Origin of the sequence: Weissella kandleri, from assembly GCF_045504165.1 — a bacterium.
In the GTDB taxonomy this organism is placed as follows: domain Bacteria; phylum Bacillota; class Bacilli; order Lactobacillales; family Lactobacillaceae; genus Weissella; species Weissella kandleri_A.
Genome location: NZ_JBJJNY010000002.1, coordinates 100,486 through 117,432, shown reverse-complemented (window position 1 = coordinate 117,432; position 16,947 = coordinate 100,486). Strand labels below are relative to the sequence as shown.

15 protein-coding genes and 1 other RNA gene are annotated in these 16,947 nt (G+C 40.3%); 3 read left to right on the top strand and 13 right to left on the bottom strand.

Going from position 1 to position 16,947, the window contains the following annotated elements:
• Position 1 precedes the first annotated feature (1 nt).
• Complete coding sequence (locus ACJQWY_RS01800; RefSeq protein WP_407076050.1) at positions 2-370, bottom strand: EbsA family protein; 369 nt, start codon at positions 368-370, stop codon at positions 2-4.
• A gap of 68 nt (positions 371-438) precedes the next feature.
• On the opposite strand from ACJQWY_RS01800, the gene ACJQWY_RS01795 reads away from it, so the two are divergent.
• Positions 439-837, top strand: a complete 399-nt coding sequence (locus tag ACJQWY_RS01795) for an RNase H family protein (RefSeq protein WP_407076049.1) — start codon at positions 439-441, stop codon at positions 835-837.
• 56 nt (positions 838-893) lie between these two features.
• Here ACJQWY_RS01795 and uvrB read toward each other — a convergent pair whose 3' ends face one another.
• The 9 genes from uvrB to ACJQWY_RS01750 all read right to left on the bottom strand — a co-directional run bounded on the left by uvrB (position 894) and on the right by ACJQWY_RS01750 (position 12,573).
• Positions 894-2,903 carry an excinuclease ABC subunit UvrB gene (uvrB, locus tag ACJQWY_RS01790; RefSeq protein WP_407076048.1) on the bottom strand — a complete coding sequence of 670 codons (2,010 nt, stop codon included), beginning with the start codon at positions 2,901-2,903 and terminating at the stop codon, positions 894-896.
• A gap of 105 nt (positions 2,904-3,008) precedes the next feature.
• Positions 3,009-3,677, bottom strand: coding sequence for a YfbR-like 5'-deoxynucleotidase (locus tag ACJQWY_RS01785; protein WP_407076047.1), 669 nt, complete (start codon positions 3,675-3,677; stop codon positions 3,009-3,011).
• Positions 3,678-4,216: 539 nt separating this feature from the next.
• Positions 4,217-5,407: a CamS family sex pheromone protein gene (locus tag ACJQWY_RS01780; protein WP_407076046.1), complete on the bottom strand. Its 1,191-nt coding sequence runs from the start codon at positions 5,405-5,407 to the stop codon at positions 4,217-4,219.
• A gap of 52 nt (positions 5,408-5,459) precedes the next feature.
• Entirely contained in the window at positions 5,460-7,481 is a 2,022-nt protein-coding gene (gene ligA, locus ACJQWY_RS01775; protein WP_407076045.1) for an NAD-dependent DNA ligase LigA, read from the bottom strand.
• A gap of 32 nt (positions 7,482-7,513) precedes the next feature.
• On the bottom strand, positions 7,514-9,802 hold the full coding sequence (pcrA, locus tag ACJQWY_RS01770; RefSeq protein ID WP_407076044.1) for a DNA helicase PcrA: 2,289 nt from the start codon (positions 9,800-9,802) through the stop codon (positions 7,514-7,516).
• A gap of 5 nt (positions 9,803-9,807) precedes the next feature.
• A complete protein-coding gene (locus ACJQWY_RS01765) occupies positions 9,808-10,944 on the bottom strand; it encodes a THUMP domain-containing class I SAM-dependent RNA methyltransferase (protein WP_407076043.1) in 1,137 nt (378 codons plus the stop codon).
• A gap of 169 nt (positions 10,945-11,113) precedes the next feature.
• Positions 11,114-11,481, bottom strand: an RNA gene (gene rnpB / locus ACJQWY_RS01760) — RNase P RNA component class B.
• Positions 11,482-11,537: 56 nt separating this feature from the next.
• A complete protein-coding gene (gpsB, locus tag ACJQWY_RS01755; RefSeq protein WP_407076042.1) occupies positions 11,538-11,867 on the bottom strand; it encodes a cell division regulator GpsB in 330 nt (109 codons plus the stop codon).
• Between the two features lie 142 nt (positions 11,868-12,009).
• A complete protein-coding gene (locus ACJQWY_RS01750; RefSeq protein ID WP_407076041.1) occupies positions 12,010-12,573 on the bottom strand; it encodes an SLOG family protein in 564 nt (187 codons plus the stop codon).
• 125 nt (positions 12,574-12,698) lie between these two features.
• Between ACJQWY_RS01750 and recU the strand changes: the two genes are divergently transcribed.
• Together recU and ACJQWY_RS01740 are read left to right on the top strand one after the other, a co-directional pair.
• Positions 12,699-13,304, top strand: a complete 606-nt coding sequence (recU, locus tag ACJQWY_RS01745) for a Holliday junction resolvase RecU (RefSeq protein WP_407076040.1) — start codon at positions 12,699-12,701, stop codon at positions 13,302-13,304.
• A 28-nt stretch (positions 13,305-13,332) separates the two neighbouring features.
• Positions 13,333-15,672: a transglycosylase domain-containing protein gene (locus ACJQWY_RS01740; RefSeq protein WP_407076039.1), complete on the top strand. Its 2,340-nt coding sequence runs from the start codon at positions 13,333-13,335 to the stop codon at positions 15,670-15,672.
• Between the two features lie 178 nt (positions 15,673-15,850).
• Here ACJQWY_RS01740 and ACJQWY_RS01735 read toward each other — a convergent pair whose 3' ends face one another.
• The 3 genes from ACJQWY_RS01735 to ACJQWY_RS01725 form a co-directional block, all read right to left on the bottom strand.
• The gene (locus ACJQWY_RS01735) at positions 15,851-15,976 is read right to left on the bottom strand and encodes a hypothetical protein (RefSeq protein WP_407076038.1); all 126 of its coding nucleotides are present in this window, start codon (positions 15,974-15,976) and stop codon (positions 15,851-15,853) included.
• 244 nt (positions 15,977-16,220) lie between these two features.
• Positions 16,221-16,610 carry a DUF2335 domain-containing protein gene (locus ACJQWY_RS01730; RefSeq protein WP_407076037.1) on the bottom strand — a complete coding sequence of 130 codons (390 nt, stop codon included), beginning with the start codon at positions 16,608-16,610 and terminating at the stop codon, positions 16,221-16,223.
• Positions 16,597-16,821, bottom strand: coding sequence for a hypothetical protein (locus tag ACJQWY_RS01725; RefSeq protein ID WP_407076036.1), 225 nt, complete (start codon positions 16,819-16,821; stop codon positions 16,597-16,599). The genes ACJQWY_RS01730 and ACJQWY_RS01725 overlap by 14 nt, the downstream gene beginning before the upstream one ends.
• Between the last annotated feature and the right edge of the window lie 126 nt (positions 16,822-16,947).

Genomic DNA, 16,947 nt, shown 5'->3' with positions numbered 1-16,947 from the left:
TCTATACTCCCAATTTTTTTAAAATTTGTGTCCGTACTTTTTTTGAAATTATCATATTATATGAATTATCATTATAATCAAATATAATGCCATGCCGCGTTGGTTGAACATGTTCCATCCCATCAAACCGAATTGATAAGCGATTAAAGCTAAATAATTGCCGAAAATGAATATAATTTGCGTTTACATCAATCCGCCGCCGCACAATCACAAAAGCAACTAGAAACACAAATAAAAGCGTGACCAATATTGTCCACCAATTAAATGTGATAAATTCCAATTGTAAAATTAAGGCTAGCAATCCGACCATTAAAATCCAGGCCCAATTCACCAAGCCACTTAAGCCCGCTGGTTGATACAATCCACGCATAATTTGTCCCCCATTTGCTTTAACTATATAATTAAATTATAGTATAACAGAAAACGAGGTGTGATAGTATGCTCATCCAGCTTTATTCTGATGCGGCGACCGATTTTAAACAACAAACCAATGGCGCAGGTCTCTTAATTTTACAAGCTCAAAAACAAATTCAATTACATCAGCCGCTCCCCAAACATCTCAATAATCATCAGGCTGAATTTCAGGCTGCCATTTGGGCCTTTCAACAGCTCTTAAAAATTTGTCCAATTCCTGAGCAAACAACGGTCCAATATTTTACTGACTCGCGCCTACTTAGCGATAGTATTGGAAAAGCATATGCTAAACAATATACAACGGAACTAAGCCAACTCTTAGCCCTCCAAGATTATTTTCAACTGGTTATCACCCAGTGGATTCCGGATCGATCCAACCAGGGTGCTCACCAGCAAGCTTTACAGGGACTTCATCAAAATTAACTTAAGCAAAAGGACTGGTCGCCAACCACGGTGCCAGTCCTTTTATAAATCTATTATCAATCTAACTGTAATTTTAATTCCATCACAGAATCACGCAAATTAGCAGCGTCTTCAAAGTCTAGGCGCTTAGCCGCCGCCCGCATCTGTTCCTCCAAATTTTTAATCATTGCTTCTTGGTCTTCATGAGCCATATCTTTAAAGGCTACCTCAGTAAATGACTGCGGTTGTTCTTTTTCATCAGTCGGATGTGAAGCCGAAATCAAATCCCGCACCGGCTTAATAATCGTATGCGGCGTAATGCCATGCGCTTCATTGTAGGCAATCTGCAATTTCCGCCGCCGCGCGGTCTCCTCCATCGCAGCTTTCATCGATGCAGTTTCATGATCCGCATACATAATTACATGCCCATTCTCATTACGAGCCGCCCGTCCAATCGTTTGAATCAAGGAACGCGTATTTCGTAAAAAGCCTTCTTTATCAGCATCTAAAATCGCCACTAATGAAACTTCTGGCACGTCAATTCCCTCACGTAACAGATTGATTCCAATTAAAACGTCAAATTTACCTAACCGTAAATCACGAATAATTTCCGTCCGTTCCAAAGTTTTGATATCTGAATGCAAATATTTAACTTTGACCCCCACATCTTCCAAGTAATCCGTCAAGTCTTCAGCCATTTTTTTCGTCAAGGTAGTGACAAACACGCGCTCATTTCGCTCCGCCCGGGCATTAATTTCACCCAACAAATTATCAATTTGCCCATTGACCGGCCGCAATTCAATCTCAGGATCCAACAACCCGGTTGGCCGAATAATCTGTTGAATTATCTCATTTTCAGGAACCCGCTCGGTTTCATAATCACCAGGAGTCGCTGACATATAGATAATTTGGTGTACATGCTCTTCAAATTCTGCTAATTTGAGCGGCCGATTATCGAGTGCTGAAGGTAAACGGAAGCCAAAGTCAACCAAGGTCTGCTTCCGCGCGCGATCGCCGTTATACATCCCTCGGATTTGCGGCATTGTCACGTGTGACTCATCGACAACAATTAGGAAATCATCCGGGAAGAAATCGAGTAACGTAAAAGGCGGTTCACCCGGTTTACGTCCATCCATATGCCGCGAATAATTCTCAATTCCAGTGGTAAAGCCCATTTCACGAATCATTTCAATATCATATTCTGTCCGCTGCTTTAAGCGTTGTGCTTCAAGTAGCTTTCCTTCTGATTCGAATTTTTTTAACTGTTCATCTAATTCAGCTTGAATAGTCTTAACCGCCCGTTCCCGAATTTTCTCATTCGTCATAAAGTGTGTGGCTGGGAAAATAGTGACCGTATCTAAATCAGATACAATTTCACCTGTCAAACTATCAATTTCGCGAATCCGATCAATCTCATCACCAAAAAATTCAATTCGTAGCGCCTTCGCATCAGAAGAAGCTGGGAAAACCTCTAAGACATCACCCCGAACTCGGAAGCGACCACGCTGAAAATCAATATCATTCCGTTGAAATTGAATATCAATCAAGTCTCGCATCAAACCATTACGTTCCACTTCATCGCCCACATGCAAACTAATCACATGATCACGATACTGCTGTGGATCTCCCAATCCAAAAATTGATGAGACCGAAGCCACGACAATCGTATCATTACGTGACAACAATGAAGAAGTCGCCGAATTTCGCAATTTATCAATTTCATCATTGATGGAAGAGTCTTTTTCAATATACGTATCTGATGAAGGAACATAGGCTTCCGGCTGATAATAATCATAATAAGAAACAAAATATTCAACCGCATTGTTAGGGAAAAATTCTTTAAATTCCCCATATAATTGCCCCGCTAAGGTTTTGTTATGTGAAAGTACTAAAACCGGCTTATTAGCATTAGCAATCACTTCGGAAATGGTGAAAGTTTTCCCCGTCCCGGTTGCCCCTAATAGAATCTGTTCCTTCACTCCATTTTTCAACCCTGTGGTGAGCTTTTCAATGGCATCCGGTTGATCACCAGTAGGCTGGTATTTAGAAACCACCTCATATTCACGATCTGCTTGTTGCGTAATCATCTATCTTCATACCTCACTATCTGGTCTCTACTACCAAATCACTTTTCCTTGCGTCAAAAAAAGACGGTGTTTAATAATTTCATTATACGCCATCTTTCATTAAGTTTAAACTAATTTTTCTTCATCATCCGCTTGATCAATGCCTTGGTTAAAAATACCAATATAAATTCGTTGCAAGCGTTCTGATCCGGGAAATTCCTCAGCTAACATTTCCGGTAAAACTTCATGAATAAAGTATTTAGTGCTATTCATGTCTCGAAAAGCATAAATCGTTTCCAAGCTTTCTTTATAAATGTCTAAGAAAACGGGTTCAGGGTTTCCTTTTTGCAATTCGCCAAAGGCTTCATACAAGAGATCAACTTTGTCCGCTACTGATAGGATGCGACCCTCTAAAGTATCATCCTTCCCTTCTGACAAGCGTCGATGGTAAGCATCCCGATAACCTGCTGGAATTTCCATTCGAATAAAATTATCAGCCAAAGACTCCTCCACGTCCGCCAACATATGCCGCAATTCTGAAGAAGCATATTTCACCGGGGTTCGAATATCACCGATAAATCGTTCATTAATATCGTGATTTAAAGCCTTTTCATACAACAACTGCCAATCAACGGTCTCCCCCTGCTTTTCCTCAATATCACCTAAAAATTGAGCAACTTGGGTTACTTTCCACGAATGTGCTGCTACGGAGTGTGGGAAATACTTAAAATAGCCTGGAGCCCGATTAATCATTTCTAATTCCGTTAAGCCTGACAAATATTGATGAAATCCCATTTCCTAACCCTCGTCTTTCTAAAATTGTTTCATCTACTATATCAGAAGATGGTTCCACTCACAAGGGCTAGTCTACTTTCAATTAACGGTTATTATGTTTTTTACACTTTATATTTAAAATCTATCGTTTCACCTACAATAACTTCTCCATAATTAATCTTAACGCCCCTATAACTTTAAAATTTTAGGCTATTTGCAGAAATTTCATTATTCTTGTACTCGCTTGTATACTTTCCAATGGCAATGAACCCAAAATTAGAATTCCATAACATAAGTATGCAAAAAAGTTTTTGTTACAAATAAGATGGCAGGCGGGGAGCAGCATGGCCATCTCTCTCAATTGAACTTACATAACGTCAAAATCGTGCCTTCCCTCTAACTGCGATTACCATAAAAAAATCCATTGCACACACCTAGTACATTGTTAAATTAAGCTGACAAATATGAAAAATTCAAGCCTTGATGCTTAGTTCATAATCAAAACTAAAATAAAAAGAGCCCCATTTATGGAACTCTTTTACCAAGCATGCACTTTAACTTTAATTAGTTGTACCTAATTGAATGACTTCATACGACTTACCATTGGCTTTTTGTACCAGCACAGCTTGAACTCCATTCACCGTCTTGACGCGAATCTGGACATCCACATCCGTCGGTAACATACTAGGTGCGGTTTGTGCCAAATAATTCGTAAAGCTATTCATTTCTGTTTGTGAATAGAACTGGGTTGTAACATCCACTTTCAAACTAGCTAAGGTTTTATCATGATATTGAGCCTGCGCGGTTATATAAGACAGATTTGGGAAGAACCCTTGAACCGTATTTTGGAAATTAATAAAATCACCATTCAAGTTCGCGGCAATTTCATTGTAGTTAAATGTGTTCTCCTGCATTGGCAATACTACATTGATATCATTCACAGGGGTAAATCCACTGATTTTATCTCCATTATTTGATTCCGTATAACTATAGAAAGTTCCGCCAGTCAGGCTATCACTAGGGGCTTCGGTAAACAATGCGACCACAATTGGTGTATTGGAATTCACACCCTCTAATTTACGATAACGCTTGACTACCTCAGCCGCTAATTCTTTCCCTTTCGCAATACGCGTGTTATCGTCAATCTTTTGCGTATAGTTAGCACCATATTCTTCCTTTTGATAAATATCTTCGCTATTCATCGCTAGGCCCAACATAATCCCCTTCAATTGTAAGGCATCACTAGACTGTACCATGAAGTCTTGCTCTTCAATCGCCTGCAAATACAAAGGATTACGTCCATCATCTTTCTTACCATTATCTTCTGGATTCAACCCATCCGGATTAGAATCAGATTTCCGATCCAACCACTTTTTAGCAGTCGATGCATCTAAATATTGACCTTCTTGGAAAATATATGATTTTGGTGAAAACTTATTCTTAGCTAAATTTAATAATCCATTTTCAAAGCTTTCAGTATTGTATTGGTTGTCATTTTGACTAGCCGTGATTCCGCGCGCTTTTCCAACAAGATAATTTCCGTCTTTAATGACCGACTTATAATTATCTTGCGTGGCGGTTCCGGTCAACTTAATTCCTTTTTTAGAAGTGACCTTATTATTCACAGTTGTTTTAGTGTTTTTAGACGCCACCTCCGCTGAATTTTTAGAATAATAGTTCCCAAAAAACAGCAAAGCGCCCCCTAATACAATCACACCGATGGCCGCTCCAATCCATTTTATATAGCGCATGTGTATTCCTCTTTTACCTTGATTTTTGCTTATTCTTTCATATTCTAACAAATCACTGATGTTTTTGCATTAAAGCTTGTAAATCAGCTTCTGACCAAATTGGCACATTTAAACTTTCCGCCTTCGTTAGCTTGCTTCCCGCATCCGAACCGGCAATCAAAATATCTGTTTTTTTAGAAACCGAACTACTCAATTGGGCTCCATGTTGTTCCAGCCAATGCGTCGCCTCGCTCCGGGTCAAATCAGCTAATTTACCAGTTAAAACAACCTTCTTATCCGCCAATTCGGTTAGCGTTTCACGCGGTGCTTCTTGTAGATAATCTGTATTGACACCATACTTTTGTAAATCTTGAATCATTGGGGCCACTTCAACTTCTTGGAAAAATTGCACCACATTTTTAGCAATAATCGGCCCGACCCCATCAATCGTTGCAATATCATCAACGCTGGCGTTCATCACTTGCTCAATCGTCAAAAAACGCACCGCGATTAACCGGGCAGCCTTAGCGCCCACCGTGCGAATACCGAGGCCAAACAACAATCGCTCCAATGAATTTTGTTTTGAATTTGTCAAAGCATCTAATAAATTCTGCGCTGCTTTAGGACCGAATTTATCCAAGGTTAACAAATCATCTAAATTAAGATGATACAAATCAGCAACACTATTAACTAATTGGCGCTGTAATAATTGTTGAATAATTTTAGGACCAAGGCCATCGATGTTCATCGCATTTCGGGAAGCAAAATGGGTTAACTTTTCTTGAACTTGGGCCGGACAAGCGGGATTAATACAACGTAAGGCCACTTCGCCATCAACGTGCACTAAAGTCTCGCCACATTCCGGACATTGCGTTGGAATTATATAAGTCGGTGCCTCAGGTGCACGCTTACTTAAAATTACTTGCCCAATTTCTGGAATAATATCACCGGCTTTATGCAAAGTCACCGTATCTCCAAGACGTAAATCTTTTGTTTTTAAATACTCCGGATTATGCAATGAAGCTCGTGACACTAATGTCCCCGCCAAAGTTACCGGATCCATAATTGCTGTGGGCGTCACGGCACCCGTCCGACCAACCGTCCATTCAATTTCACGTAAAATTGTTTCTTTTTCTTCCGCAGGGAATTTATATGCAATCGCCCAGCGTGGCACTTTCACCGTATTACCTAATTGTGATCGTAAAGCTAAAACATTGACTTTAACTACAATTCCATCAATTCCGTACGCCAGTTCATCTCGACGCGCTGTCTGATCGGTAATATACGTTTGGAGCTCATCCAAATCATTAACAACCTGATTATCGCGATTCACTGGCAAGCCTAATTCGGCAAAACGTTGTAACAGTTCCGCTTGGGTGGCCACTTGTAAAACATTTTGCGAATCGACTGCTTGATACATAAAACCAGCTAACTGCCGCTGCTTTGTAATCTTAGAATCTAATTGTCGCAAAGACCCCGCGGCAGCATTACGTGGATTTGCAAAAGGCGTCAGACCATCACGATCACGTTGCTCATTTAAGGCCAAAAAGGCAGCCTTTGGCATATAAATTTCACCACGCACCTCGACCGTCAGAGCTTCACTTAACTGATGTGGAATGTCTTGAATTTGCCAGACATTATTGGTCACATCTTCCCCAACCATCCCATTACCACGCGTAGAAGCTTGTACTAATTTTCCATTTTCATATTGAAGACTAATGGCCAGACCATCAATCTTTAACTCGGCATTGTAGTCCAAAGGAGCACTAAATTGATTTTGGACGCCGTGCATCCAAGATCCTAACTCATCCCAAGAAAAAACATCCCCTAAGGACAACATTGGCACAGCATGTGTCACCTTCGATAATTCAGCCTTAACTTGATCTCCGACTTGTTGTGTAATCGAGTCTGGACTAATTAAGCTCGGAAACTGGTCTTCAATTTCCACGACTTCTTGATAGGCGGCATCATACACATGATCTTCCACTGAAGGGTTATCATTTTGGTAATATTCGGTTGCCCATTGATGTAACTGCGTTTGTAATTGTTCTAAGCGCACTTCGGCTGCTGCCAAAGTCGAACTTTCATCGGACATGGTTTCTAACCTCCTACTTTTAATCCCAATTATTATTCCTTTGTAATCGGTGCAAAGGCCGCTAACAAACGCTTGATACCCATATTTTCAAAAGCGATATCAAGTTCCATATCATTGCCACTACCTTGCACCTTCACAACGGTACCAACACCCCACTTACGATGGTTGACGTGATCACCCACGGTCCAAGTTACAGCTTCTGACACCGTATTTTGTGGTGCTTGATGGACCTGCACACTCGACGTCTTCTTAGGGTCCTGATTAGCATTATGACGGGACCGTCCGCTAAAAGTCGTTCCTTGTGCAGGCGTTTGACGACGGGCAAAAGGCAGACTTGCTTCAAGGTTTTCAAAATGATTTAACTGACCGGTGGCATCGCGTTTTAGATATTGGTCAGAAATTTCATCAATAAACCGCGATGGTAAATTATTATTCATTTTCCCATATAACATCCGAGAATAAGCATTAGTCAAATATAGCTTTTCCTTGGCCCGCGTGACTCCCACATAGGCCAAACGCCGTTCTTCTTCCATCTGTTTGGGGTCCATAATGGCCCGATAAGAAGGGAAAATTGACTCTTCCATTCCTACTAAGAAGACAACCGGGAATTCCAGTCCTTTAGCAGCATGCAAGGTCATGAGCGTCACATTGTTGTCGTCTTCGTTTACATTATCAATGTCTGAAACGAGAGCTAATTCACCCATAAAATCAACATATTTTGAGATACTTTCCTCAGTCGGCTGATAATTTTTATCAAACTGCTCTGTCACAGTTAAAAACTCTTCCAAATTTTCAATTCGTCCCGTATTTTCAGGTGTTGGTTGAGCTTTTAAGGCGGACAAATAACCACTGTCTTCGAGAATCATTTGCGTTAATTCTGTTAAATTCATCTCGTCTTGAGTCGCTTGCACAAACTTATTTATCAGCGCTGCAAACGCTGCCAGTTGATTTTTGGCTCGGCTTTGTAAATTATTAATTAAATCTGCATTCGTAGCGGCTTGAAGAAGGGGCCAGCCTTGTTCACTCGCAAAGACTTGCAGCTTCAAAATTGAAGTATCACCCAAGCCACGTTTTGGTTCATTGACTACACGCAAAAAGCTTTCATCATCAGCTGGATTCGTCACTAACGACAAGTACGCCAAAATATCACGAATTTCTTTACGCTCATAAAACTTTGACCCGCCCACCATGGTGTACGGAATATTCGCCTTAACGAAGGCCTCTTCAATTCCACGTGACTGCGCATTCGTCCGATACAAAACCGCAAAATCTTGATAATTTCGACTTTCAGCTTTCACTGCCTTTGTAATTTCGCTCACCAAATAAACGGCTTCATCACGATCACTGTTCGCTTGATGATAGGTAATCAAATCACCTGCCCCATTATCCGTCCAAAGATTTTTGGCAATTCGCCCATCATTATGCGCAATCACATCATTGGCCGCGTTCAAAATATTTTGCGTTGAACGATAATTTTGCTCCAACATTACCCGCTTTGCGCCAGGATAATCTTGCTCAAAATTCAAAATAATTTCAAGATTAGCTCCACGCCAACCATAGATACTCTGATCTGAATCCCCGACAACCGCTAAGTTTTTCCATTGAGCAGCTAGCATTTGAATTAAACGATACTGCGCATCATTCGTATCTTGATACTCATCCACGTGAATATATTGGAACTTATCTTGATAGTATTTTAAGACATCCTGATCCGTTTCAAATAGTTGAATCGTCAACATGATTAAATCATCAAAATCAACGGATTGGCTTAGATGTAATTGTTTTTGATATGCTTCATAAGCCTCAGCCACAATTTTTTCAAAAACACCCTCTGCATGTTGCTGATAATCTTGTGGTGTTTCCAACGCATTCTTAGCATTCGAAATCGCTCCTAGAACTGAGCGTGGGTCAAATTTTTCAATATCGACATTTTGACTCTTTAAAATCCGTTTTACCAAGCTTTTTTGGGCACTGGCATCAATAATGGTAAAATCCCGCTTGTAACCAATCTTATCGATATCACGGCGTAAAATGCGCACGGCCATCGCGTGGAAAGTTGAAGCCCAAATTCGACTCGCATCGGCCCCTCCAACTAAAGCGGCAATTCGCTCTTGCATTTCACGTGCGGCTTTATTAGTAAAAGTAATCGCTAAAATATTCCAAGGGGCAACATGCTTTTCTTGAATAAGATAAGCCACCCGATGCGTCAAAACACGCGTTTTACCTGATCCCGCGCCAGCCATAATTAATAATGGTCCTTCTGTAGTGGTGACGGCTTGGGCCTGTTGTGGATTCATGCCCTTTAATAAATCAGTTTCCATATAAATTAACGTTCCTTTCGTCCCCAATATTGATACAAGTCAACCTTTAAGGCTCCATTATAGAGTTTGCGCTTTTTAGTTGCTTTTTGTCCATACGCGGCTTCAAACCCTTCATCACTAGTCAAAATATATTTTGACCAGGTTGGCATTTGTTGATAAATGTAGCCCATTTCATGATAAAGTTTTCGGACTGATTCGGTATCACCTAAACGTTCACCATAGGGCGGGTTAGCCACAATTACACCATTCTTTTCCGTCGTCGACCAGTCTTTAGCGGCCAACTGCTTAAACGTAATGTCTTCTCCCACTCCCGCTAAATCAGCATTGGCTTGCGCAATTTGAATCATATTTTCATCAATATCATAACCTTGAATATTAAGTTCAACATTAAAGTCAATCATCGTCCGCGCTTCTTTTTTTAATGCTTGTCCAATCTTTGAATCAAATTGATCCCAATATGAAATATCAAATTCACGGTTCAAACCAGGCGCAATCTTACGCCCCATTAAGGCCGCTTCAATCGGAATTGTGCCAGAACCAGTCACTGGATCCACAAACGGATTATCTGTAAACCAATGCGCCAGAGTTACCAAAGAAGCTGCCATTGTTTCCTTCAAAGGCGCTCCTCCTTTTTCGGTTCGGTAGCCACGTTTAAAGAGCGAGTCACCCGTCGTATCGAGTGTCAGCATCACATGGTCACGGTCAATCGCTGTTTCAATCTGATAGCGTGCTCCAGTTTCTGGTAAATGTCCTCGCGTCTGATACGTCGCCGCTAAACGCTCAACAATGGCCTTTTTGGTAATACTCTGGACAGCTGGCACAGAATGTAGGATTGAATTTTTAGAACGACCATCGACCGGAAACTTTCCATCATATGGAATTAAGTCCTCAAAGGGATAGGCCTTAACCCCTTGAAATAATTCTTCAAAGGTCGTTGCCGTAAATTCAGCTAATACAATTTTAATGCGATCCGCAGTGCGTAACCATAAATTAGTGCGATAGATATCGGTCAAATCACCTTCAAAAAAGACCCGCCCATTTTCCGTCTGAACTTGGTACCCCAAGGCTTTTAATTCTTTGGCGACAATGGCTTCTAGCCCTGCCCCCATCACTGCCATTAATTTGTATTTGGTTGTTTCCATGCTAAACGACCTCCATTTAATTGTGTCTGATTGTTTAAAGTTATTATAGTATGTTTTGCCAGCTTGTTTACGTCTAAATTTAATGAAAGTTAGTCTTCTGAATTGCTGGAAACACTTTTTAAGCAAAAATAAAAGCCGACACCCTAAAGTGTCGGCTGCCGGATGTGTTAGCTGTGAGCCATGTTTTGTTCTAAAAGAAACGTGGCAAGTTTCTTTTAGCGGTAATCATCTATCTCAGGCATCACTGCCTCCCCGACCATCGCTTCATTTTGCTAGATCAAGCGCCCCTACCAAAGTTTGGGTTGCCCGCTCGTGGGGTTTACCGCGTTCCACGCTGGTTATTTCTAACCAACTTCGTCACTGTGGCACCTTAACAACTACTAAACCATGGTTACCTTTAGGTCTTTCGTTGGCCGTCAATCACTGCTGATTGCCTAGCCTTATTTTTTCAGCTAGCACGAACACTACTGACATCGCAGCCAGTGCGAGCATGGACTTTCCTCATGCCGCATAAGCGACACGCAATTACCCACTAACACAATAACGTTAAGTATACACCTAATCCGTGTTAAATCGCAAGTAGCTTATTATGTCTATTTATCCTCTGGCGCTCCAAACACCTTACGCTCTAAATTAGAAATTCGCTTCAAGATATCCATATTAGTATTGGCTGAAGAAGTCACTTGATTACTTGTGGCTGCTGCGGCCGTATTAGCGTTCACTTGCTTAGTTAATTCAACAATTTCACGCTTTTGATTTTCAATCGTTTCTTGCAATTCTTTAATATTACTCTCGTAGGTCTGATAATCGGCCATTAATTCATCTAAATAACTATCCACGTCATTTGTATTATACCCTTGAATTGCGGTCTTTTTAAAATCTTTGTTGAAAATCTCTTCTACCGTATGCCGTACTTGTTCCATCAGTGAAACTCCTTTATTTCATCTTCTTTAACCCTATTTTACCAGTTACTTGTCAAATTTTCATTAATAACTATCTTTTTTCACCAATAACTTATCATAGAATTAATTTTTTTATGCATTAACTTTGCAAAATCAATACGTTTTATTCCCAATCGTTTAAAGTTTCGGCATACTCGTCAGAATATTCTTGCAAACGATCAAAATCGATTAATGTTAGCCCGTAATCGGTATGCTTTTGATAATTTTGAATGGCTTGAACCGTAAATTTCACCTTGGAAGCTTCAACCTGCTGATCGTAGACGACAATCGCCCGCTCAGTATGTTGTAACATAAAATTTTGATAATTTTTAAATTGACCGGGGTCTTGGTATGGCTTTTGGCTGACCGCCTGGGTAAAATCAACAGATGCTTGTAAAGTACCTAACAACGCTCGATTATTTTCATTCCAATTTTGACCGAAATCTTGAAACGGGGTCATCAAAGCAGTTTTAAATTCCGGATACTCGGTCCGCAATTGATTGCCGACTTCTAACGCATATTGTTCGATACCCAATTGCCCACCGGTAATGAGCCAGGTTACCCCCTCCTCAATTGCTGTTGTTAATTGCTTTTTCAGCGCAAATTTTAAAACCGTCACTTTGGGGTCTTTTGCTCCAAAAATCCCTAATTCAAAACTACGAAAGCCCGTGATCCAAATTCTTTCCATCTTTTTTAATCCTTTCTGCATGATCAGTCCTACTAAGGATCCTTCAGCTGATTTGACATTATTAAGGCATTATACGCCAAGGTTTGGTATAATTATATCGATTATCACAGAAACGAGGCATAATTGTGGCAATTAAATATCCAAACGGGCAACCATACCACGATTCAACTCAGCAACCGTTGCCACAAAAGGTTACAGGTACTAAACCTGTCCAACATGGGCATCGGGGGATGTCGCTCGAACAAGAACTTAACCGAGCGAACGAATTTTATTTACAACGGGGGATTGCTAATATTCATAAAAAGCCCACGCCAATTCAGATTGTACATGTCGACTACCCCAAACGGGCAGCCGCCAAAATTACCGAAGCATATTTTCAACAAGCTTCTACGACTGACTATAATGGTATTTATCAAGGGCGCTACCTAGATTTCGACGCTAAAGAGACAACCAGTTCTACGGCCTTCCCGCTCAATAATTTACACCAACATCAGGTGACACATTTATTAGATACCCAACGGCTGGGGGGAATTAGTTTTCTCATCATTCGTTTTACTAAATATCAAGAAAATTATTGTGTCCCGATTAATGTAATTAATTATTTTTGGGAACGGCGTAAAACTGAACGGCAATCAATTCCTTATCAGGCCGTCATCCAACAGGGAATTTTAATTCAACCGAGTATTTATCCATCACTGCCTTATCTTGAGGCCGTCGATCGTATTATTTAATTTTTATTTCTAAGGAGAGTAGATCAAAATGTCTGGTCAAAAACTTTCGCGCACTAAGCGGACAAACAAAAAACGTGTTAATAAATCGAATAATAAGCATTCTCGCCTGACTAAAGGCTTACAAATTGGTGGAATTATTATTGGGGTACTAGTTATCATCACTTCCATCATTTGTTTTTACTGGGCAGCCACTGCACCAAAAGTGACTAATGCCCAATTAACGGGAACTTCTCAGTCAAGTATTTTAGATAGTAAAGATAATGTCATCTGGACTAGTGGTAGCGAAAAACGTGAGATCGCCCAACAAGATGAATATCCCAAAGTTTTGAAAGATGCAGTCGTCGCCATTGAGGATCGGCGCTTCTATAAACACGGCGGCGTTGATATTCGCCGCATTTTCGGAGCTGCCATGGCTAATTTCACCGGCTCATCCTTAGGTCTGCAAGGTGGTTCTACCTTGACTCAACAATTAGTTAAGCAAACGGCCTTCTCTTCAGCAATTACCGACCAAACTTTAAAACGGAAAGTTCAAGAAGCTTGGATTGCCATGCGTATTGAAAAACAATATTCAAAAGCCCAAATTTTAACGCTCTATATGAACAAAGTTTATATGGGAAGCGGTGCTTACGGAATGAAGACGGCGGCTAATTTCTACTATAATAAAGACATGAAGGATTTGACGATTCCTCAGGTTGCTTTGATTGCTGGTTTGCCTCAATCACCTTCTGGCTATGACCCCTATTCAAATCCTAGTGGTGCTAAATATCGACGAAATCAAGTCCTCGATGCTATGGTCGAATATGGTTCAATTACCAAAGAAGAGGCTAATCAATATAAAACCACACCTATTGATGATGGTCTAGTTAATGACCATACGGAACAAAATAGCGAAGCTGAAACAGCGAAAATTGATGACTCATATATTACTTCAGTCTTAGCTCAAGTTAAAGCGGCTAAATACAACATTCATCAAGATGGTTTGACTATTAAGACTAATTTGGATTCAGACGTTCAAAACAAGGCCTACGATGTCGTCAACTCATCAACTAATAATAAGTATGGCATCAGCTACCCTGACGACGAAGTTCAAGCCGCGGTTACAATTACTGATCCACAGTCAGGAAATGTCATCGCGCAAATCGGTGGTCGTAATCAAGATACCCTACAAGGTCTCAACTTAGCCACTTCGACCCAACGTTCTGGTGGTTCTACGGTTAAGCCTCTCATTGATTACGCCCCGGCAATCGAAAACTTTAATTGGCCAACTTATCGAGCCTTGGATGATTCATCATCATTTAAGTACTCTGGAACTAATCTATCAGCCGGTGACGCGGGGATGACTAATTCACAACCATATTCAAAGAGTACTGGACAACCATATGTTTCAATGCGAAACGCCTTGACTCGTTCTTTGAATGTCCCAGCATTGCATACCTTAGAAGGTCAAAGTCCAATTTCAGCTACTGAGCATGACGAATACGTCGGACACGCAAAAGCTAGTGACTTCCTCAAAAAGTTAGGGATGACCCCTAAGCTCTCTGGTTCATCCGCAATCGGCTTTAATGTTTCAACCGAACAAGAAGCAGCCGCCTTCTCTGCCTTTGCGAATGGTGGAATTTACTATAAGCCTTCTTATGTTAAAACTATTACGACGCAAGATGGAACCGTTAAGTCAATGGATAGTAAAGGTCAACGTGCTATGAAGGATTCGACTGCCTTCATGATGAATGACATGTTGCAGTCCGTTATCACCGCTACAGGAACCTGGAGTCTTGGCTTTAACCAATATAAGACAGATGCATACGTTCAAGGAGCTAAGTCTGGAACGGTTGCTTACCCAGCTGATTCTGATTATCCATCGTCTGCTGCCCAAGATTTGTGGTTTACTGGCTTTACCAAGTCAGCGGCAATCTCGGTTTGGACGGGTTATAATGAGCCGATGTCTGTCTCAAAGCCATTGGATGGCTTGACCGGTCCCACAGCGCACTTACCAAACGAAATTTATAATACATTGATGCAATACGTTATGACTAATGATGATCTTGATGGGAGTGATTGGAAGAAACCTTCTTCCGTCCGCAAGGTAACTAAGAATGGTCAAACTGAATATGAAGTGGCGGGTGCAGACTTCAATGATCCGTTCTCTAACCGCTTGCCACGAATTGCTTCAAACAACAGTTCATCTTCAACTACAACGATTGCCAACTCATCAACAATCTATTCAAGCATTAGGTCAGCCTCGAATCAGACGCCAAATGCCAATACAAACGCAACTACTCCTTCATCAACCACAACACGTGGTTCTAACCAAGGTGGCGGAAATAACTCCGGCGGTGGTAACGCTACACAGACCCCCAAGAGTAATTAAAAAGTGTACAATTCAAAAGGCATCAGTTTTAATAGCTGGTGTCTTTTTTGTGCCCTCATATCATGCATTTTATTTTTACCAAAAATAAAAAGCCCAGAAATATTTCTGAACTTTGTTTCTTTTAAAACTAAGCTATTATTAATTGCAATATCATGAGTGTAACCATCAGTTATTTCACCTACAACCGCTCCAAATGGAAAATGTAAGTTCCATCAGCATCTAATGTAATATTAAGAGCAGCTTCATCTTCACCATACCAAGAGAAAGTCTTGTTTTTCACAGTTAGCTTCGCTTGATAATTCAAAAAGTATATCACTCTGAATATTATGATTTCTTCCTGCATACTTTGTATCTACTTATTAAATAACCATTTTTGTATCTACTTATTAAATAACCATTTTAATAGTTTTTCATGCTCATATCGTACAATTTTAGTATATTTTTCGCCTACTTTATCTAGAAAAGGCTTATAACATTCATTTTTATACAATAAAAATCCATATTCAAGAAGAGATAACATTTCTCTTGAATACGAACTTATCCTAAAATCATTTTTTAGACCGATGACCAATGACAAAAGCCGTCGCAATGGTTGCAATAACTCCAAAAATCGTAAATATACCGCCAGTTAATTGATGTTGAATAATCATATAAGCAGCTAAGCCCAAGGCCATCACTACAATCAACATACCAAATAACAAGCCTAATAAGCTATCCCGTCCGCTCAGTTTCAAAGCTTGATCATGACGTAAAGCATCCTGCCGTTCGATATACTGCCGATGCTCCGCTTGCTTTTCAGCCATTGTCACCACGCGCTCCGCAAAAGTAGGATCAATTTCATTAAACCGTTCTAATTCTGTTGAAGTCGGCAGTAAATTTTGACTTGATGCCATGGACACTAATTTTTTAACGTCATCACCGTTATTAATCGAGCTCATCAGCACGTCGACCTAACGCAAAGGATAAATCATTATTAACCGTTTGCCAATCAGAACGGATTGCTTCAGTATCATTCTTCATATCTATCCTATGTGCTAAATGATAATCAACTTTAAAATTATTCAACGTACTCCCAAAATCAAATAGGCGTCCATAAGCCTGCAACACTGTACAGAATCGGTCTTGTAAAGTTTTAGTTAAATGCCTCATTGTAACCTCCACCAGCTTATTAAATGTAATTAAAATGACAATCACCGTTTTTCTCTAATCGAATTATAACCTTAGTGAACTTCACTTGCAACTACTAAATATTTGTTTAACCGTAAAAATTTTATT